General features: G+C 68.7%; 16 protein-coding genes. 8 read left to right on the top strand and 8 right to left on the bottom strand.

Annotated features, from left to right (window positions below):
* Window positions 1-72: 72 nt before the first annotated feature.
* Together Q9K23_RS06035 and Q9K23_RS06030 are read right to left on the bottom strand one after the other, a co-directional pair.
* On the bottom strand, window positions 73-2,424 hold the full coding sequence (locus tag Q9K23_RS06035) for a glycosyl hydrolase family 65 protein (RefSeq protein ID WP_020789739.1): 2,352 nt from the start codon (window positions 2,422-2,424) through the stop codon (window positions 73-75).
* Window positions 2,421-3,131 (bottom strand): HAD-IA family hydrolase, encoded by a 711-nt coding sequence (locus Q9K23_RS06030; RefSeq protein ID WP_305950426.1) that lies wholly within the window; start codon window positions 3,129-3,131, stop codon window positions 2,421-2,423. The genes Q9K23_RS06035 and Q9K23_RS06030 overlap by 4 nt, the downstream gene beginning before the upstream one ends.
* A gap of 136 nt (window positions 3,132-3,267) precedes the next feature.
* Between Q9K23_RS06030 and Q9K23_RS06025 the strand changes: the two genes are divergently transcribed.
* From Q9K23_RS06025 to Q9K23_RS05995, 7 genes are all read left to right on the top strand, one after another.
* Window positions 3,268-4,125 carry a PhzF family phenazine biosynthesis protein gene (locus tag Q9K23_RS06025; protein ID WP_053778494.1) on the top strand — a complete coding sequence of 286 codons (858 nt, stop codon included), beginning with the start codon at window positions 3,268-3,270 and terminating at the stop codon, window positions 4,123-4,125.
* Between the two features lie 85 nt (window positions 4,126-4,210).
* A complete protein-coding gene (locus Q9K23_RS06020; protein WP_305950536.1) occupies window positions 4,211-5,077 on the top strand; it encodes a TatD family hydrolase in 867 nt (288 codons plus the stop codon).
* Between the two features lie 77 nt (window positions 5,078-5,154).
* The gene (locus Q9K23_RS06015) at window positions 5,155-6,285 is read left to right on the top strand and encodes a resuscitation-promoting factor (RefSeq protein WP_020792816.1); all 1,131 of its coding nucleotides are present in this window, start codon (window positions 5,155-5,157) and stop codon (window positions 6,283-6,285) included.
* Window positions 6,249-7,163 (top strand): 16S rRNA (adenine(1518)-N(6)/adenine(1519)-N(6))-dimethyltransferase RsmA, encoded by a 915-nt coding sequence (gene rsmA / locus Q9K23_RS06010; protein ID WP_053778478.1) that lies wholly within the window; start codon window positions 6,249-6,251, stop codon window positions 7,161-7,163. The genes Q9K23_RS06015 and rsmA overlap by 37 nt, the downstream gene beginning before the upstream one ends.
* A 130-nt stretch (window positions 7,164-7,293) precedes the next feature.
* Window positions 7,294-8,253 (top strand): 4-(cytidine 5'-diphospho)-2-C-methyl-D-erythritol kinase, encoded by a 960-nt coding sequence (locus tag Q9K23_RS06005; RefSeq protein ID WP_053778477.1) that lies wholly within the window; start codon window positions 7,294-7,296, stop codon window positions 8,251-8,253.
* Window positions 8,254-8,376: 123 nt separating this feature from the next.
* A complete protein-coding gene (locus Q9K23_RS06000) occupies window positions 8,377-9,474 on the top strand; it encodes a lipase family protein (protein ID WP_244882640.1) in 1,098 nt (365 codons plus the stop codon).
* Between the two features lie 142 nt (window positions 9,475-9,616).
* Window positions 9,617-11,413 carry an ABC-F family ATP-binding cassette domain-containing protein gene (locus tag Q9K23_RS05995; RefSeq protein WP_053778476.1) on the top strand — a complete coding sequence of 599 codons (1,797 nt, stop codon included), beginning with the start codon at window positions 9,617-9,619 and terminating at the stop codon, window positions 11,411-11,413.
* 477 nt (window positions 11,414-11,890) lie between these two features.
* Here Q9K23_RS05995 and Q9K23_RS05990 read toward each other — a convergent pair whose 3' ends face one another.
* The gene (locus Q9K23_RS05990; protein WP_020792544.1) at window positions 11,891-12,682 is read right to left on the bottom strand and encodes an alpha/beta hydrolase; all 792 of its coding nucleotides are present in this window, start codon (window positions 12,680-12,682) and stop codon (window positions 11,891-11,893) included.
* Between the two features lie 64 nt (window positions 12,683-12,746).
* Window positions 12,747-14,366 carry an ATP-binding cassette domain-containing protein gene (locus Q9K23_RS05985; protein ID WP_020792546.1) on the bottom strand — a complete coding sequence of 540 codons (1,620 nt, stop codon included), beginning with the start codon at window positions 14,364-14,366 and terminating at the stop codon, window positions 12,747-12,749.
* A 181-nt stretch (window positions 14,367-14,547) separates the two neighbouring features.
* On the opposite strand from Q9K23_RS05985, the gene Q9K23_RS05980 reads away from it, so the two are divergent.
* Entirely contained in the window at window positions 14,548-15,555 is a 1,008-nt protein-coding gene (locus tag Q9K23_RS05980) for an enoyl-CoA hydratase/isomerase family protein (protein WP_305950425.1), read from the top strand.
* 4 nt (window positions 15,556-15,559) lie between these two features.
* Here the strand turns inward: Q9K23_RS05980 and Q9K23_RS05975 are convergent, their stop codons facing one another.
* The 4 genes from Q9K23_RS05975 to Q9K23_RS05960 form a co-directional block, all read right to left on the bottom strand.
* Window positions 15,560-16,333: a hypothetical protein gene (locus Q9K23_RS05975; protein ID WP_305950424.1), complete on the bottom strand. Its 774-nt coding sequence runs from the start codon at window positions 16,331-16,333 to the stop codon at window positions 15,560-15,562.
* A 27-nt stretch (window positions 16,334-16,360) separates the two neighbouring features.
* Window positions 16,361-17,965: a peptide chain release factor 3 gene (locus Q9K23_RS05970; protein ID WP_053778474.1), complete on the bottom strand. Its 1,605-nt coding sequence runs from the start codon at window positions 17,963-17,965 to the stop codon at window positions 16,361-16,363.
* A gap of 107 nt (window positions 17,966-18,072) precedes the next feature.
* On the bottom strand, window positions 18,073-19,089 hold the full coding sequence (locus Q9K23_RS05965; protein ID WP_020792065.1) for a beta-ketoacyl-ACP synthase III: 1,017 nt from the start codon (window positions 19,087-19,089) through the stop codon (window positions 18,073-18,075).
* A 51-nt stretch (window positions 19,090-19,140) separates the two neighbouring features.
* Entirely contained in the window at window positions 19,141-19,812 is a 672-nt protein-coding gene (locus Q9K23_RS05960) for a PadR family transcriptional regulator (protein ID WP_053778473.1), read from the bottom strand.
* Window positions 19,813-19,933 lie beyond the last annotated feature (121 nt).

Below are 19,933 nucleotides of genomic sequence, written 5' to 3'. Positions count from 1 at the left end.
CACACCGGGTAGGGCCACAACGGGTGTGCCGGTCTCGCCGGCACGTGGGGTCACGTGCCGGCGAGGGTCGGGTCAGATGCGGCGGTACGGTTCGCAGCCCGGCGGTGCCTTGGGCGGCTCCCGCAGTTCGATCTCCGGGATGCTCAGGCTCACCGGGGTACCCTCGGTGAGGGTGAACTGCTTGCCGTGATGGGCCAGGTCGATCGGCGGCCCCGACAGCAACCGGTAGGTGGCCATCGACTTGTCCACGGCCACCACGATCTTCGAGTCGCGGACCACCATGCGGAAGGACAGATAGTCCAGCCGCGACGGCAGCCGCGGTGCGAAGGTGATGTTGCCGCCGAAGTCGCGCATACCGCCGAACCCGGCCACACAGTCGGTCCACGCCCCGGCCAGCGCGGCGATGTGCAGACCGCTGGTCACGTTGTCGTGCAGGTCGTGGAGATCGGTGAACACCGATTCGACGAGCAGGTCGTAGGCCAGGTCGAGATAGCCCACCTCGGCCGCGGTGACCGCCTCACAGCACGCCGACAGCGACGAGTCGCGCACGGTGATCGGGTAGTAGTAGTCGAAGTTCCGCAGCTTCTGCTCGGGGGTGAACCGGTCACCGAACATGTACATCGCGAACACCAGGTCGGCCTGTTTGACCACCTGCTTGCGGTACAGGTCGAAGTACGGATAGTTCAGCAGCAGAGGGTATTTGCCGCGTGACGCCTCGAAGTCCCACACCCCGAGGTGGGTGAAGGCCTCACACTGCTGATGCACCCCGAGTGCCTCGTCGTAGGGCAGCACCATGTCGTCGGCACACGATTCCCAGTGTGCGGTCTCGGCATTGGTGACCCCGAGTTTGTGCGCCAGGTCGGGGCGACGGTGCACTGCGGTGATCGCATCCCGGAAGTTCTGCTGGGCGGCGAGATTGGTGAAGATGTTGTTGTTCACCACGGCCGTGTACTCGTCGGGGCCGGTGATGCCGTCGATCCGGAAGTTGCCGTCGGCGTCGTGATGACCCATCCCGGCGAACAGCCGCGCGGTCTCCACCAGCAGTTCGACGCCGCACTCCTCCTCGAACTGTTCGTCGCCGGTGGCGCGCAGATATCGTCCGGTGGCATTGGCGATGTCGGCGCTGACGTGCACACCGGCGGTACCGGCGGGCCAGTAGCCCGAACACTCGTCACCGTTGATCGACCGCCACGGGAACATCGCACCGCGCTGGGCGAGTTCGGCGGCCCGGGACTTGGCCTTGTCCATCGTGGCGTGCCGCCACCGCAGTTCCTCGCCGGCCGCAGCGGGGACGGTGTAGGTGAGCATCGGCAGGATGAAACTCTCGGTGTCCCAGAAGGTGTGGCCGTCATAGCCGGGACCGGTGAGGCCCTTCGCCGGGATCGCCCGCGACTGACCGCGGGCACCGGCCTGCAGGACGTGGTAGAGCGCGAACCGAATCGCCTGCTGCAGTTCGGGATCGCCGTCGATCTCGACGTCGGCGTCACGCCAGAAGTCCTCGAGGTAGGCCACCTGGTCGGCCTTCAGCGACTCCCAGCCGGTCTCCATCGCCATCGCCAGGGCGGCGTCGACCTGTGCTCGCAGGGCGGGCACCGACCGGCGTGCCGACCAGCCGTAGCCGATGTACTTGGTCAGGCTCAGCCGGCTGCCCTGCGGGACGTTCGCGGCCACCGTGAGCCGGGCGAGGTCGCCGTCGGCACGGATGAACGTGTCCGCGCGATCGGGGAAGTCGATCTGGTGGTCCATGCCCGCCGCCATGTGCAGACCGGAGGACTTGGTGTGGTGCACCAGGATTCCCCAGTAGTTGCGGCAGGTCGCGAGGTCGGAGACCAGCGGTGCGTCCAGGGCCGCCGCCAGACGAGGATCGTTGCCGGGCGTCGGGATCGGTTCGTTGGCCAGCAGATCCGACTGCAGCACCAGCTTCATGTCCTCGCCGACCGGCTCCACCTCGTAGTGGATCGCGGCGATGGTGCGCTTGGTGAACGAGACGAGGCGTTCGGATTTGATCCGCACGGTCCGGCCGGTGGGGGAGGTCCACAGGGTGTTGCGCCGCAGGGTGCCGGTGCGGAAGTCGAGTACACGCTCGTGCTCCTCGGTGCGCCCGTACCGGAGATCCATCGGCTCGTCCTCGACGAGCAACCGGATGATCTTGCCGTCGGTGACGTTGACCACCGTCTGCCCGGATTCCGGGTAGCCGTAACCACTTTCGGCATACGGCAGACCGCGCTGCTCGTAGAAGCCGTTCAGGTACGTACCGGGATGGTCGACCGGCTCGCCCTCCTCGAAGCTGCCGCGCAACCCGATGTGCCCGTTCGACAGCGCGAAGAGGGTCTCGGTGCGACCGAGCATGTCGATGTCGAGCCCGCGCCAGCGCAGCTGCCAGGGGTGGACGTCGAAGCCGTAGGCGTGATCAGTGTTGCTCATACAGGCAGCAGTTCCTCGAGATCGTTGACGACGATGGACGCACCGGCCGCGGTCATGGACGCAGCCTGTGTGCCGCCGACCCGGTCGATGCCGACGACATAGCCGAAGTGGCCGGCGGCGCCGGACTGCACTCCGGAGATCGCATCCTCGAACACAGCGGCCGCCGAGGGTGGCACACCCATCAGCTCCGCGCCGAGAAGATACGAATCGGGGGCGGGCTTGCCGCGCAGCCCCCGCTCGGAGGTGACGAGTCCGTCGACCCGCACCTCCACGAACTTCGACAGGTCGGCCGCGTCGAGGACGGCCTTGCCGTTCTTCGACGAGGTGACCACAGCGATCCGCAGCCCGGCGTCGCGAGCCGCCTGCAGGTAGCGGACCGATCCCGGATAGGGCATGACCCCACCGCTTTCCAGGTTTTTCAGGAACAACTCGTTCTTGCCGGAGCCGATCGCCGCAGCGGTGGCCGGGTCGACGTCGGTGATCCCGCGCGCGGCGAGGAAGGCCGCGATGCCGTCGTCACGGGGACGGCCGTCGACGTAGTCGAGGTAGTCCTGTTCGGTGAACGGGACGAAGCCGGCTCCGTCTCGTTGCCGCAGGAAGGCGTCGAATGCCGCCTTCCACGCCTGCTGATGCAGCACCGCGGTACTGGTGAGAACACCGTCGAGGTCGAACAGGGCGACGGTGACGGTATCTGGCAATCCCAACACGATTCGCAACGCTACCCGCCGGTGGCGTGCTCGGCGCGCTATGCGACGTAACCGTGTCCGTGCGGTGGCGTGTCGGCGACGAGACGATGGCGATGTGGGGTGGACCGCAGGTCGGTGAATGTTCAAAGATGGGGCCATGTCTCGTCGCTTCGCCCAGGTGGATGTGTTCGTCTCCGGTCCGGTCACCGGCAATCCGGTCGCAGTGGTCCTCGACGCGGAGGGTCTGACCGGTGAGCAGATGGCGGCGTTCGCGCTCTGGACCAACCTGTCGGAGACCACCTTCGTGTTGCCGCCGACCGATCCGTCGGCCGACTATCGCCTGCGGATCTTCACCCCGACCCCGGCGGGCGTCGACGGGGAACTGCCGTTCGCCGGTCATCCGACGCTCGGTTCGGCGCATGCCTGGCTGGCCGCCGGCGGGGTGCCGCGCGGCGAGGTGATCGTGCAGGAGTGCGGGATCGGCCTGGTGGAGATCCGACGCGATGCCGACCGTCTGGCGTTCGCCGCCCCCGGGCTGCGGCGGTCGGGCCCGATCGCCGACGACGATCTCACGCGGGTGCGCGAGGCCCTCGGCCTCGACGCCGGCCACGTCCTGGGCGCCGCCTGGGTGGACAACGGTCCGCCGTGGATGGGTCTGCGGCTCGACTCCGCCGCGCGCGTCCTCGACGTGCGACCCGACTACGCCGCCCTCGGCGCGCGTGATGTGGGACTGATCGGCGCCTACGACGAGGGCAGCCGGCCCGGCACCGACGTGGGCTTCGAGGTGCGGGCCTTCGCGCCGGGTGTGGCGGTGCCCGAGGACCCGGTGACCGGCAGCCTCAACGCCGGGCTGGCGGTGTGGCTGCGCGGCGAGGGGGTGCTGCCGCCGAGTTATGTGGTGTCGCAGGGGACCGTGCTCGGCCGCGCCGGCCGGGTCTACGTCGACGATGACGGGGATCACATCTGGGTGGGCGGGCGCAGTGCCACCGTGATCGACGGGAGCGTCGCTCTCTAGAGTTGGGCGCATGTCCGATTCCTCCCTGCCCGACGCTGCGCAGCAGCACGGTTCGCAGCAGAACGGTTCGCAGCAGTCGGGTTCGATGAAGACCGAGTCGGCCAAGGAGGCCAAGAAGCGTCGTCGGCGGGAGCCACCGCCGGACCCGGCGCCGCTGCCGGGCCTGGTGGATGCGCACACCCACCTCGCCGCCTGCGGTGGCCGGGATGCCGAGTCGGTCCGCGCGATCCTCGACCACGCCCAGGCGGTGGGGGTGGAGGCGGTGGTCACCGTCGCCGACGACATGATCGACGCCCGCTGGGCGGTACAGGCCGCGCACTGGGACGAGCGGGCCTTCGCGGCGGTCGCCCTGCACCCGACGCATGCCGGTGAGCTCGACGACGCCGCGCGCGCCGAGCTGGAGGAGATGGTCGCCGATCCGCGTGTGGTGGCGGTGGGTGAGACGGGGCTGGACTACTACTGGCCGGGCAAGTCGGAGTCGGCGGCATCCCCCGAGGTGCAGAAGGACGCCTTCGTCTGGCACATCGACCTCGCGAAGCGGATCGGCAAGCCGCTGATGATCCACAACCGGGAGGCCGACCAGGATCTGCTCGACATCCTGGCGGCCGAGGGCTCACCGGAGGTCGTGATCATGCATTGCTTCTCCGGTGACCGAAATGTTGCACGCGAATGTGTCGACCGCGGGTACCTGCTGAGCTTCTCCGGGACTGTGAGCTTCGCCAATGCCGACGAACTTCGTGAGGCGGCTCTCCTGGTGCCCGACGAGCAGATCCTGGTGGAGACCGATGCGCCGTTCCTGACCCCACATCCCTACCGTGGCCAGCCGAATCAGTCGTATTGCCTGCCGTACACCGCCCGCGCACTGGCCGCCATCCGCGGAACCGACGACGAGACGATGGCCGGAATCCTGGGCGGCAATGCGCGACGCGCCTATCGGGCACCTTTGCAGTAATCACCCCGGCTCGTTATCGTATTGTGATCCGTCGCCGATTCAGTTCGCGGCACGGGGGGACCATGTAGTCGACCAGGATGCTGCTCTTGTCTGTAATCGCCAGAATCCACCAGCTCGAATCGATGCGTGCGCGCGTGGCCATCGGGGCCGTGCTCGTCACTGTTGCCGCCGGCGGTGTGATGGGCGTGACGATGCACAAGAACGTCACCCTCGACGTCGACGGCCAGAAGATCCAGGTCGCCACCATGTCGATGGACGTCGACTCCCTGCTCGAGTCGCAAGGCTACGACGCCGCCGACGGCGACATCGTCTCGCCGGCGCTCGACGCCGGGTTCTCCGACGGCCAGACCATCACCTTCCACCGGCAGAAGACCGTCACCCTCGACATCGAGGGGGAGCGGCGCACCGTGCAGACCACCGCGGTCAACGTCGCCCAGCTGCTCGCACAGCAGGGGCTCGACCAGGCCGCCGACGACCCGAACTTCAACGCCGCCGGCCCGATCCCGGTGGACGGAGCCGTCGTCGACGTCACCCTCCCCAAGAAGCTGACCATCGTCGACGGCGGGGTGAAGTCGGTGAAGTCGGTCCCGGCCGAGACCGTCGCCGAGGTCTTCGAGCGTCTCGGTGCCCCGCTGACCGCAGCCGACGAGGTGACCCCGGCCGCCGACACCAAGGTCCGCGACGACATGACCCTCGACGTCACCCGGATCCGGACCTCGGAGACCACCGTCGAAGAGGACATCACCGCTCCCGATGTCACCCAGGACGATCCGACGCTGATCAAGAACCGCCGCGTCGTCGTGAAGAAGGGCACCCCGGGGCGGGCCAACGTCACCTATGAGGTGACCACCGTCAACGGCAAGATCGTCAAGCGCACCAAGCTGGGCCAGCAGGTGCTGACCGAACCGGTCGCCGCGACGGTCAAGGTGGGCACCAAGCCCGGCGCCCCGTTCGTGCCGCTCGGCTCGGTGTGGGATGCCCTCGCGCAGTGTGAGGCCACCGGCAACTGGGCGATCAACACCGGCAACGGTTTCTACGGTGGTGTCCAGTTCGACCAGAACACCTGGGAGCGCTGGGGCGGACTCGAGTACGCACCGCGCGCCGATCTCGCCTCCCGTGAGGAGCAGATCGCCGTCGCCTCCAAGACCCAGGCCGCCCAGGGCTGGGGTGCCTGGCCGTCCTGCTCGTCCAGGCTGGGCCTGCGCTGAGCACCGACGACACGCCTGCCGACACCGATGTCCGGTTGCTCGGCCCGGCCCAGATCCGGCGCCTTGCCGACGAGCTCGGCGTCCGCCCCACCAAGACCCTGGGGCAGAACTTCGTCCATGACGGCAACACCGTGCGACGCATCGTCGCCGCCTCCGGGGTGGGCGCCGACGACACCGTGCTGGAGGTCGGTCCCGGCCTCGGGTCGCTGACCCTGGCGCTGCTCGGTACCGTCTCGCGTGTCGTCGCGGTGGAGATCGACCCGGTCCTGGCCACCCGCCTGCCGGCCACGGTCGCCGAACAGGCACCGAGCCGGTCGGCGTCGTTGTCGGTGGTCACCGCCGATGCGATGAGCGTGCGCGCCACCGATCTGCCGTATGCGCCGACGGCCCTGGTCGCCAATCTGCCGTACAACGTCGCGGTCCCGGTGCTGCTGCATCTGCTCGCCGAATGTCCTTCGATCACAACCGCTCTGGTGATGGTGCAGGCCGAGGTGGCCGACCGTCTCGCCGCACCCCCCGGCAACCGCGTCTACGGTGTGCCCAGTGTCAAGGCCCGCTACTTCGGTGACGTCAGCCGTGCAGGCGCGGTGGGCCGCAACGTCTTCTGGCCCGAACCCAAGGTGGAATCCGGGTTGGTGCGGGTGCAGCGGACCGACGCCCACTCCGCCGATCCCGCCGCGCGCGCACGGGTGTTCGCGGTGATCGACGCGGCATTCGCCCAGCGCCGCAAGACGATGCGTTCGGCGCTGGCCGGCTGGGCCGGATCACCGGTCGAGGCCGAACGGCGGCTGCGTGCGGCCGGGATCGACCCGCAGATCCGCGGCGAGAAGCTCGACGTCGACGACTTCGTGCGTCTGGCCGCCGTCGAACCCGCCTGAATCCTCGACGGCACCTGCTCGACGGCACCTGCTCGACGGCACCTGCTCGGCGGTCCCCGTTCGGCGACACGGCAGCGCGCCGACGCGTCTCGATGGCCGCCGGAGCGGTGGCATTCACTATCCTTGACGCGTGTCTCCCGCATCCCTGTCGGTGATCTCGGGTGCCGTCACGGTGCGCGTCCCGGCCAAGATCAATCTGCATCTCGGCGTCGGTCCGCTGCGCGACGACGGCTACCACGACCTCGTCACCATCTTCCAGGCGTTGTCGCTCTACGACGACGTCACCGTCGCGCGGTCGGCCGCGACGACCGTCACCATGTCGCGGTCGGGTGGTCGCGGCGCCGACACCGAATCGGTGCCGCTCGACGAGAACAACCTCGCCGTACGGGCCGCCCGGGCGCTCGGCGAACACGTCGGACGCGATCCGCGGGTGAGTATCGACATCGTCAAACGCATCCCCGTCGCCGGGGGGATGGCCGGCGGCAGCGCCGATGCCGCCGGTGCGCTCGTGGCCTTGGCGGCCCTGTGGAAGCTCGACATCTCCCGCGCCGAGATCCTCGAACTCGCGGCCGGCCTCGGCAGCGACGTCCCCTTCTCGGTGCAGGGCGGAACCGCACTCGGCACTGGTCGCGGCGAGCAGCTGATGCCGGTACTCGCCCGCGGTGAACTGCACTGGGTACTGGCGTTGGCACGCGAAGGTCTCTCGACACCAAAGGTTTTCGCCGAGCTCGATCGGTTGCGGGAGAACCGGGCCGACGAGTACTCCGGTGCCAACCCCCGTCCGGACGCGCTCGTGCAGGCACTTGCCGGTGGCCGGCCGCAGGAGATCGCCCCGCTGTTGCACAACGATCTGCAGCCGGCCGCGCTGAGTCTGCAACCGGCACTACGGCGCACCCTGCGGGCCGGGATCGACGCCGGGGCGCTCGGCGGCATCGTGTCGGGCTCGGGTCCGACATGCGCATTCCTGTGCTCGGGCGCCGAGGATGCGGTGGCGGTGGCCGCCGAACTGTCGGGGGCCGGGGTGGCCCGCTCGGTGCGCACCGCCGCCGGTCCGGTGCCCGGTGCCACCCGCAAGCCGCCAGAGGAGTGACCCCGGTCTCGTCGACTTCTCGCTAAGCTCGATCGGGTGCGTCCTGCCACCCGAACCCGAACCGGCCCGTCGTCGCCCACGCGACCGCTGCGTCGGCTCGTGTCGACGGTCGGGGCGCTCGCGGTGTTCGCCGGCGCGGGTGTGGTCACCACCGCACCGGCATCGGCCGCACCCGATGCGGGACGTGTGCTGTCGACCGAGGCGATCGCCGGTGCCGACCTCCCGTCCGGTGCCGCCTCCGGCACCCGGCTGACCTATGTGACCCGCGACCAGAACGGCCGGCCGGCCATCTCCACCGGGGTCGTCTACATCCCGTCGACGCCGGCACCCACCGGGGGACGCCGCATCTTCTCCTGGGCGCACGGCACCACCGGGATCGCCGACGAGTGCGCACCGAGCCGCACCCGCAAGGGCGACGGTGTCGACGCCCCGATCCGCGACGCACTGAGATCGGGATATGCGGTCACCGCCACCGACTACGCCGGACTCGGATCGGCCGGGGAGACCGAATATCTCGGCGGCAAGGCCGCGGCGCACTCGGTGCTCGACCTGATCCGCGCGGCCCGGGCCCGGGATGCCTCACTGAGCGCCGACTGGGTGTCGGTGGGGCACTCGCAGGGCGGGCACGCCGCACTGTTCGCCGGACACGAGGCACCGTCGTATGCACCGGAGTTGCGGCTACGGGAGATCGTCGCCTTCGCCCCGGCCTCCGGCGTCGAACGGCTGATGGCCGGTGTGTTCACCCCCGACGTGCCGAGTCTGGGCAAACTCAACGTCGTCAGCGCGCTGTTCCTCTACATCCTGGCCGGTCTCGACCACGCCCGACCCGACCTGCACGTGACCGACCACCTCACCGCCGACGGCAAGCGCTACCTCGACCTGGCCCGTTCGGCCTGCAACGGCGAGGTGTCCGAGGCGATGCGGTCGGTGGCGCCCGGTGCATTGCTCGACTCGTCGCTGCGCACCACGGAGTTCACCGACGCCCTCACCGACTACATGAGCGTCCCGACCAGTGGCTATCCGGCGCCGATCCGGATCGACCACGGCGTTCTCGACCCGGTGGTCCCGTACACGCTGACCGCATCGCTGGTCCGCTCGATGCGTTCGGCCGGGACCGCCGTCGATCTGCACACACATCTGCGCGCCGACCACACCGACGTCGTGACCAAGGCGCTCGGCGAGGTGATCGGGTCGGTGTCGTCGGCATTCGGCCGCGACTGATGGCGCCGGCCCGGGACCGGCGCCGACCGGGACGCTGTGGCCCCGTCGGGTGGCGTGTCACGCGTCGTTGTTATCGTCTACCAGTGCTTTCTGCCTGCTCATCGGTACTGATCGACCCGTCGACCACGGGGGAGGTCCGCTGATGGCCACACCCCTGCTCGGTGCCGAAGGCCTGCACCTGGAGTTCCCCACCAAGGTCGTCTTCGATTCGCTCACCCTCGGCATCGAGGAGGGCGACCGGATCGGCATCGTCGGCCGCAACGGCGACGGCAAGTCCAGCCTGCTGGGCATGCTGGCGGGCCGGATCGAGCCGCAGGCCGGACGCGTCACCCGGCGTGGCGGCGTGCGCTTCGGGGTTCTCGCCCAGGGCGACGAGCTCGACCCGGAGTCGACGGTCGGCCACGAGATCGTCGGCGACCGTCCCGAACACGAATGGGCCGGCGACCCCGAGATCCGGGATGTGATCAGCGGATTGGTCGCCGACATCCCGTGGGATGCGCGGATCGGCGGGCTCAGCGGCGGTCAGCGCCGCCGGGTGGCGCTCGCGGCGCTGCTGGTCGGGGAGTGGGATCTGATCGCCCTCGACGAGCCCACCAACCATCTGGACGTGGAAGGTATCGCGTGGCTGGCCGACCACGTGAAACGTCGGTGGGCGAAGAACTCCGGCGGACTGCTGGTGATCACCCACGACCGGTGGTTCCTCGACGAGGTGTGCACCGAGACGTGGGAGGTGCACGACGGGATCGTCGAACCGTTCGAGGGCGGTTACGCCGCCTATGTGCTGCAGCGCGTCGAGCGTGACCGGATCGCCGCGACGATGGAATCCAAGCGCCAGAACCTGATGCGCAAGGAGCTGGCCTGGCTGCGCCGCGGTGCGCCGGCCCGCACGTCCAAACCGAAGTTCCGGATCGAGGCCGCCAACCAGCTGATCGCCGACGTCCCGCCGGTCCGCAATCCGATCGAGTTGCAGCGCCTGGCCGTCGCCCGGCTCGGCAAGCAGGTCGTCGACCTCGAGGAGGTCGGGGTCCGCTTCGGCGAGCGTGAGGTGCTGCGGGAGATCACCTGGCGGATCGGACCCGGCGAGCGCACCGGCATCCTCGGCGCCAACGGTGCCGGCAAGTCGACCCTCCTCGGCCTGGTCTGTGGCACGGTGGCGGCCACCAGCGGAAAGGTCAAGCGCGGGAAGACCGTTCGGATCGGCATGCTCGACCAGCAGTTCTCGCAGCTGGCCGACATCGGCGGCGACAGGGTGCGCGAGGTGCTGGCCGAGACCAAGACCACCTTCACCATCGACGGCAAAGACCACACACCGGCGCAGCTACTCGAACGACTCGGCTTTGCGCGCGAACATCTCTCGGCACGTGTCGACGACCTGTCGGGCGGACAGAAGCGACGTCTGCAGCTGCTGATGTTGCTGCTCAGCGAACCGAACCTGATCGTGCTGGACGAGCCGACCAACGACGTCGACTCCGACATGCTCGCCGCGATGGAAGACCTGCTCGACTCGTGGCCGGGCACGCTGATCGTCGTCTCGCACGACCGGTACCTGCTCGAGCGGGTCACCGACCAGCAGTACGCGGTCCTGGACGGACGGCTGCGGCATGTGCCCGGCGGCGTCGACGAGTATCTCGCCCTGCGTGCGGCACATGTTGCAGCACACGAGAATCCGACCAGCGCGAGCTCGTCGTCATCGGCGGCGGAAACGCAGGAAGGGTTGTCGGGGGCCGAACTGCGTGCGGCACAGAAGGAATTGTCGGCCCTCGAACGCCGCCTGGAGAAGCTCGGCACCACCATCGAGAAGGTGCACAACGAGATGGCCGCCCACGACCAGGGCGACTACGAAGGCCTGGCCAAGCACACCGCACGGCTACGTGAACTCGAAGACGAGGTCACCGAGACCGAAGAGCGCTGGCTCGAACTGTCGGAGCAACTCGGCTGAGGTCTCTCGCCGCTGAGTGAGAGCCGCGTCGGTGTCGGCGACCGTCGTGATGGTGGTTGCGTGTCGACGTCGGGTGGCGGAGGTTTCGACGGGCGCGTCGTCGCTTGCGCTCCTCGCTGCTCAACCATCGTTGGTTGGTCGATGGGCGCGTCGTCGCTAGCGCTCCTCGCTGCTCAACCATCGTGGGGATGAGGTGCTGCGGGTGTGCTTTTGGTGGTTGAGCAGGTCATCCTCGCGATAGCGAGGCTGGCCGTTGTCGAAACCTGGTGGGTTGTCGGTGTCGGTGAGCGTGGTGGTGGTTGCGTGCCGTTGTTGGGTGGCGGAGGTTTCGACGGGCGCGTCGTCGCTTGCGCTCCTCGCTGCTCAACCATCGTGGGTTGGTCGCTTGCGCTCCTCGCTGCTCAACCATCGTGGGTTGGTCGCTTGCGCTCGTCGTCGGCCCAACATCGTGGGTTGGTCGTTGAGCTGGTTGCCGGTTCACCCGGCGTCGGAGCTGCGCACCTGGTCGAGTCGTGCAGCGAAATCGCCGATCATGGCCCCGGTCACCTCGGGCTGGATCAGCGGATACAAGTGGGTGGCACGCGGGATCACGCGGACCTCGGTGTCTTGGGACAATGCGGCGAATCGCTGTTCGTGCATACGGAATTGGTCCCATGCACCGTTGGCGAGCAGCGTCGGACCCCGGTAGCGCGACAGTTCGGCCAGTGCGTCGAAGCGGGCCACCTCGTCGACGACGTCGGCTATCGAGTGCAGGGCGAGACCACCGGCCTCCATGTCCTCGGCGACCTGACGGCCGACGGCGAGCCGCGTCAGGATCTTGCTGATCACCGCCGATCCGCCGGGCAGCATGCCGGTGAGGAAGCCGAACAGCCGGAACGGTGCGGCGAGCATCCGACTCGGCTGCGCGGTGGAACCCATGACCACCAGGCCGGCGATGCGGTCGGGGTGACGGCCGGCGGCCGCCATCGTCACATATCCGCCGAGTGAGATCCCGGCCAGGACAACGGGTCTGCCGAACTCGTCTGCGGTGTCGAGGACGGTCTGAACCGCGTCGTCGAGGCTGAACTTCTCGGCGAACCGCTGTCCGTGGCCGGGGAGGTCGGGGGTGCGGACCGCCCGCCCGTCGATTGCCGCGGCGATCCGGCGCATCGATGTCCCGCTGACCCGCAGTCCGTGGATCAGGACCACGGGAGTGGCGTCGTCGAGCACTGGGGAAGGAGTGCTCGACGGCGTGGGTTCGAGGGTGATGTCGGAGTCGTCGCAGATCATCGCGGGCCAGTGTGCCGGGCCCGCCGAACCCGGTCCAGGCCCCGCACGCAGTGTTCACGTCTGCTCACACAGTGTTCACGTCGCCGTCGGCTTCCGGCGCGGCCTCGTCACCCTCGCCGTCGTCACCCTCATCGTCGTCGGGTTCGCCGACGCGGACCTCGCGGTCGATCCCCACCTGCTCCCGGAAACCGGCGTCGTGGCTGACCAGGATCAGGGCGCCGGTCCACTTCTGCAGTGCCTCGACGAGTTCCTCGGTGGTGGTGATGTCGAGGTTGTTGGTGGGCTCGTCGAGGATCAGGAGCTTGGGGATCGGATCGGCGAGCAACGCCGACGCCAACGCGACCCGCAGACGTTCGCCACCGGACAGCTCGGTCAGCGGCCGGTCGGCGGCCCTGCCGCGGAACAGGAATCGGGCCAGGTGCGACCGCACCTGCTGGACCGTGCGGTCGGGATGCTCGGCCATCAGGTGTTCGGCGATCGTGCGGGTGGGATCGTCGAACGTGATCCGCTGGGGCACCAGTGCATAGGGGACGAACACCCGCCCGGAGGCGATCAGTTCCCGGATGAGGGTGGTCTTCCCGGCCCCGTTGCGCCCGACCAGGGCGATTCGTTCCGGTCCGTCGACGTAGAGCCGCTCGTCGTCGATCACCTGTACGCGCGTACCCATCTCGGGGTCGGGCATCGCGATGTGTGCGGTGTGGTCGGCGCGGATTCCGTCCTGGGCGGACGCGAGACGGCCGGCAGCCGCATCGACGTCGGCTCGGTGCGCGGTACGGAACTTACCCGCCGACACCTCCGCGGCGTTCCGACGCAGTCCCGCGACGATCTTGGGTACCCGCTTCTCCCGCTCGGCGCGGGCGGCGGTGCGGGCCCGCCGGTCCAGGGCGATCTGGGCGTCGACCATCTCGCGTTTCTGCCGGCGAAGATCGTTGGCCGCGTTGGCCACCGCGTCGGCCGCAGCAGCCTGTTCGGCGTCGATCATCGACCGATATACCGAGTACGGACCACCGAACTGACGGATGTGACCGTGGTAGAGCTCGAGCGTCGTGTCGACGCGTTCGAGGAGTTCGAGATCGTGGCTGACCAGCACGACGGTGCCGGCGAACCGTTCGATCATCGTGAACAACCGGCCCCGTGACCGCTCGTCGAGATTGTTGGTCGGCTCGTCGAGCAGCAGGACGTCGGGGCGGTGCACGAGTCGCGCGGCGATCGCCAGCATCGTCGACTCCCCACCGGAGAGGGTGCCCACCGTGCGGTCGAGATCGGCGACCAGACCCAGTGCCGACAGCTCGGCGACAGCGCGTTCTTCGACGTCCCAGTCGTCGCCGACGATGTCGAAGTCGGCCTCGTCGACCGAACCGTTCTCGATGCGCCGCAACGCTGTTCGGGTCTCGGTGATCCCGAGGACATCACTGATGGTGGCGTGCGGATCGGCGTCGGGATGCTGGGGGACCAGTGCGGTACGCCCCGGCACCGAGACACTGCCGCGGGTCGGTCGCACCGTGCCGGCCATCAGGTGCAGCAGCGTGCTCTTCCCGGCACCGTTGACACCGACCAGCGAACACACGCCGGAGGGGACGACGAACGACAGGCCGTCGAAGACCACCGAGCCGTCGGGCCACGTGAAGGAGACGTCCGAGAGGGTGATGGAGGAGGAAAGGTCGTGCGCAGAAAATGATGCCATGTGAGGCTCCTGAGGTGGTGGGCAGAGCGCGGCGAGACTCGCGGCGCTGCGGGAAACCGACCTCAGATGTTCATATTCTGCGGATCACTCCTCTGGTTGGCGACAAGGACGGGGACCACCATAGCGCGTGATCCCGGCGCCCTGTCAAGGAACTCGGTGGTCACGCGATAGCGTGAACACCATGTCGTTCATCCGCACCTCCGTCGCCAACGGGGTGGGAGAGGTCATCCTCGATCGCCCGAAAGCACTCAATGCACTCGACCAGTCGATGGTCGACGACATGTACGAGATCCTCGGGGAGTGGGGTGATGACGACGATGTGGAGACCGTGCTGGTCACCTCGGCGAGCGAGCGCGCCTTCTGCGCCGGTGGTGACATCCGGGCGATCCGGGAGTCCGCCCTCGAGGGCGACACCGAGGCCATCACCCGCTACTTCGCCCACGAATACCGGCTGAACCAGCTCATCGCCACCTACCCCAAGGCCTATGTCGCGTTGGTCGACGGGCCCGCGATGGGCGGTGGCCTCGGGATCAGCGTGCACGGGGAGGTGCGGGTGGTCAGCGAGAAGGCGATGATCGCGATGCCCGAGACCGCGATCGGCTTCCTGCCCGACGTCGGTTCCACCCACTTCCTGCCGCGCCTGCCGATGGGTGTCGGAATGTGGTTGGGACTCACCGGTTCCCGCGTCCTCGGAGAGCAGGCACTGTCGGTGGGACTGGCCACCCACTTCGTGCCGTCGGCGCGGATCGGTGCGGTGGCCGAACGGATTCGGGCCGGTGCGCCGCTGGGTGAGGCACTCGCGCCCGAACCCGCCGAACTCGATCGGCACCCACTGTTGCCGCTGGACAAGATCGGGGAGTACTTCGCCGACACCAATGTCGCCGCGATCATCGGCGGACTGCGTGGCGCAGTCGGCGACGACTGGGCGGCCCAGATGCTCGACCTGCTCGCGGCGGCATCGCCGACGAGTCTGGCGGTGACCGCCCGTATGCTCGAACTCGGCGAGGCGTCATCGCTGGACGAGTGCCTCGAGCGCGAGCTTCATGCTGCCGAGAAGATCACCCTCACACCGGATTTCGTGGAAGGCGTGCGGGCCGTTCTGGTGGACAAGGACCGGGATCCGTCGTTCTCGCCGGCATCGGTCGACGACGTCGACCCCGCCGAGGTGGCACGGATCGTCGGCGCCTGAGGCGTCACGGCGTCAGGTCGAACCAGCCGGACAGGCGGGTCGGCTGCTCCGACATCGTCGGCGCCTGCGGTGCCGACGTCTGTGGTGCCGATGTCTGCGGTGCCGACACCGCGGGACCCGGTGCCGGGGCCGCGGGCGCATCCGGGGCGCTCGCAGTGGCCTCGTCGTCGGTGATGTCCTCGCTCGGGGCGAACGGATTGGCCCGCGTGGTGACCGCGGTCGGGCAGTCGAGGTGGCCGGCCATCCGCTCCCCGGTGACGGTGGTGAGCGCGAGGCGGCACGTGGACGACGTCCGGTAGACACCGCCCACCGACACCCCGACCTGTGCGGTGATCACCCCGGTCAGCGGTCCGACGGTGGGCCGGACGGCACCGATCGGCGGCAACACCCCGCCGGTGAGCTCGCCGACGAGGAATTCCAGTTGCGCCCCATCGGTTCCCGGCCCGGCGAAGGTGAACAGCAAAGTGTCCGGCGGCACCTCGGGGGCCGGGTTGCCGGACTTGTCGAACTCGTAGCAGGACGTCTCGGACGCGCCCTCGGGACCGGTGGCCGGGGCGATCGCGATCAGCATGTGGCCGTGGGTGAACCGAAGACCTGTGCCGCTGCGGTCGACCCGCCCGGCCGGCGGGTCCTGCGCGCAGCGTTTCGCATCCAGGGGCACCGAGACCGCCGGTGACGTCGGCGACGCCTCGGACGAGGCGGGCGACGCGGCGTCGGAACCGGCACATCCGGTGAGCAGGACACCCGCCAGCCCCAGACCCGTGACAGCCATCGACATGCGAGAACGGTTGACGCGCATGACGTCTCAGTCGGCGGTGGCGACCAGGGGCTCCAGGGTCAGGTCGGGGTGTTCCTTCTCGATGTACTGCAGCCGCCACTTGTCGCTGAACAGGGCGAGCAGGGCGCCGTCGGTGCGGGTGAACACCTCGACACCGCGCTGACGGTTCAGCTCGTCGGCGCTCTCGGCGTCGGTGCGTCGGGCCAGGGTGTAGCCGAGCGGATCGATCACGGTGTCGACGTTGAACTCCGACTTCAGCCGCGCGGTGACCACCTCGAACTGCATCGGTCCGACGGCTGCGAGCACCGGCGAGGCATCACCGCGCAGATCGTTGCGCAGGACCTGCACCACGCCCTCGCTGTCGAGCTGATCCATCCCCTTGCGGAACTGCTTGTACTTGTCGGCGGTGGTGGCCCGCAACGACGAGAAGTGTTCGGGCGCAAACGACGGGATCGGCGGGAACTGCACCTTGGGGTCGTTGAAGAGGGTGTCGCCGGGGGCCAGTGCGGTGGCGTTGACCAGACCCACCACATCACCGGGGTAGGCGGTGTCGACGGTGGAACGGTCGCGGCCGAACACCGCCTGGGCGTACTTGGTGGCGAACGGCTTTCCGGTCTGCGCATGCGTGACCACCATGCCGCGCTCGAACTCGCCGGACACGATCCGCATGTACGCCAAGCGATCTCGGTGGCTCGCGTCCATGCCGGCCTGGACCTTGAACACCACCGCACTGAAGGGGTCGGTGGGTTCACGGACGGTGCCGTCGAGATCGGTGCGGCCGGCCGGGGCGGGGGCGAGCTCGACGAGGGTCTCGAGGAGCTGTCGCACACCGAAGTTGAGCATCGCCGAGGAGAAGATCATCGGTGAGGTCTCACCGGCCAGGAACAGTTCCTGATCGTGGTCCTGGCCCATCTCGGTGAGCAGTGCGCTCTCCTCGCTGGCCGCGACCCACTCGTCGCCCTCGCGGGCGGCGGCGGCCTCGGCGTCCATGATCTCCTCGGGGGCGATCTTGGCGCCACCGGCGGTGCGGGTGAAGTGGATGTACCGGCCGGTGCGGCGGTCGAGCAGGCCGCGGAAGTCGCCGGCGATACCCACCGGGAAGTACAGCGGGGTGGGGGTCAGGCCGATGCGTTCGCTGATCTCGTCGATCAGTTCCAGCGGGGTCTGTCCCGGACGGTCCCACTTGTTGATGACGGTGATCACCGGGATGCCGCGATGGCGACACACCTGGAACAGTTTGAGGGTCTGCGGCTCGAGGCCCTTGGCGGCGTCGATCAGCATCACCGCGGCGTCGACGGCGGTGAGCACCCGGTAGGTGTCCTCGGAGAAGTCGGCGTGACCGGGGGTGTCGACGAGGTTGATCACCGCGGGCTCGTCGTCGTCGGACCAGCCGGCCGGGGTGTAGTTGAACTGCAGCGCGGTGGAACTCACCGAGATACCGCGGGCCTTCTCCATCTCCATCCAGTCGGAGACGGTGGACTTGCGGCCGGCCTTGCCGTGGATGGCGCCTGCCTCGCTGATCATGCGGGCATGGAGCGCCAGGGCCTCGGTCATCGTCGACTTACCCGCGTCGGGGTGGGAGATGATCGCGAAGGTACGTCGGCGCTTGACCTCATCGGCAACAGAACTCACCCATCGAGGCTATCGGGCGAGGTCGTGGCGCCCACAACCTCCCCCGGGGAGTGGTCGCATGCCGGCCCGGAATCCGGGGCCGGAATGCCACCACTCACATCCGGGGTCTACTCGAACGGGACGGGCGGCAGGGTGACCACCTGCGAGGCGTAACTGAGGCCCGCGCCGTAGCCGAGCAGCAGTGCGGTGTCGCCGGGCCGGGCCTTGCCGGTGGAGAGCAGGTCTTCCATCGCGAGCGGGATCGAGGCGGCCGAGGTGTTGCCGGTGTGCTCGATGTCGTTGGCGACGACGGCGCCCTCACGCAGGTGCAGGTTCTTGGCGAGCAGATCGTTGATCCGCGAGTTGGCCTGGTGCGGGACGAAGACGTCGAGATCGGTGGCGTCGACCTTCGCGGCCTCGAGTGCACGCTGGGCGACCTTGCCCATCTCGAAGGCGGCCCAGCGGAAGACCGCGGTGCCCTCGAGCCGCAGGAACGGACGCTGGACGCGGTCGCCGTCGAGGAAGGTGACCCAGTCGATGTCCTGGCGGATGGCGTCGTACTGGCTGCCGTCGCTGCCCCAGATCACCGGGCCGAGCTGCTGCTGCTCGGTGGGGCCCACCACGACGGCACCGGCGCCGTCACCGAAGATGAAGCAGTTGGTGCGGTCGGTCATGTCGAGGGCCACCGACAGCTGCTCGGCGCCGATCACCAGCACGTGGGTCGCACTGCCGCCGCGGACCATGTCGGAGGCCAGCGCCATGCCGTAGCCGAAACCGGCGCAGCCGACGGTGACGTCGAAGGCGGGCACACCGTTGCAGCCGAGCTGGGTGGCGACGGTGGTGGCACCGGCCGGGGTGAGGAGCAGGTGGGTGTTGGTCGCGAGGATCACCGCGTCGATGTCGGAGCCGGAGAGCAGCGCATTCGCGATGGCCTTGCGGCCGGCATGGACGGCCATCTGGGTGACGTCCTCGTCGCGGCGGGCGAACCGGCGTGACTTGATGCCCGTACGGGTGTAGATCCACTCGTCGGAGGAGTCGATCTGCTGACAGATCTCCTCGTTGGTCACCACGCGTTCGGGACGGTATGCACCGATCCCGAGCATGCCGATGTTGTTCACCCCGGAGGTTTCGGCGATCACGGCCATGATGGTTCCTTCCGTTATGCGACCCGACATAGACCGTCTCACATTCACCCACTACTCGGAAGTAGCGGTGTCCTGTTCGACGGATCGCCGGGCGATCATCTCGTGGTAGCGGGCGCGGTCGGCGGTCATCTGATGCCCCGGGTCGTCGGCGGGCGGGGCCCACGCCGTGGAGGCGAGCCGCAGCCGTCCCGACCGCAGGTCGGCGACGACGTCGGCGAGCCAGGTCAGTTCCGCCTGCGCGAGGTCGCCGAACAGGGCGAGTGCACGCAGGGCGTGAGGGGGAGCATAAGGGTTGGCCGACGGGTCGCCGTCGTCGCGGTGGCGTTGGAGCTCGGCGGTGGCCCGTCGGAGACGCTCGTCGAGGAGTTCGAGCGCATGCTCGTCACCGATCAGCGGGAGCAGGCCGAATGCCGCCTGGAATGCGGTGCGGTCGAAGATGTCCACGTCGAGGACGGCCTCGGCGATCAGTTCGTGGAGCCGTCGTGTGCCGGTGGCGGTGAGCTCGTACACGGCGACGTCGCGGGAGCCGTCACGCAGGTCGTGGCGGGTGAGCAGGCCGGATCGGCTCAGCTGGGTGAGCGCGTGGTAGATCGAGCCCGGTTGCACGTTCAGCCAGCGATCGACCTGCCAGGACAGCAACTCGCGCCGGATCTGGTAGCCGTTCACCGGTCCGAACAGGCCGACCGCGCCCAGCAGCAGCATCTGGGTCGACGTCGATCGCATGGTGATAACCCCTATCAGGCCGGTCGGTCCGGGTCTTTGTGATGTCGCGGACCGTAGCTGTCCGCTATTCGATGAATTCTTCTCGTCGAGCCGGTCGGTACCGGTGGATGGCGGTGGACGC

It is taken from the genome of Gordonia sp. NB41Y (assembly GCF_030718915.1).
GTDB classification, from domain to species: domain Bacteria; phylum Actinomycetota; class Actinomycetes; order Mycobacteriales; family Mycobacteriaceae; genus Gordonia; species Gordonia desulfuricans.
Note: the sequence above shows the minus strand (reverse complement) of the source record. Positions and strands in the feature narration are given on the sequence as shown.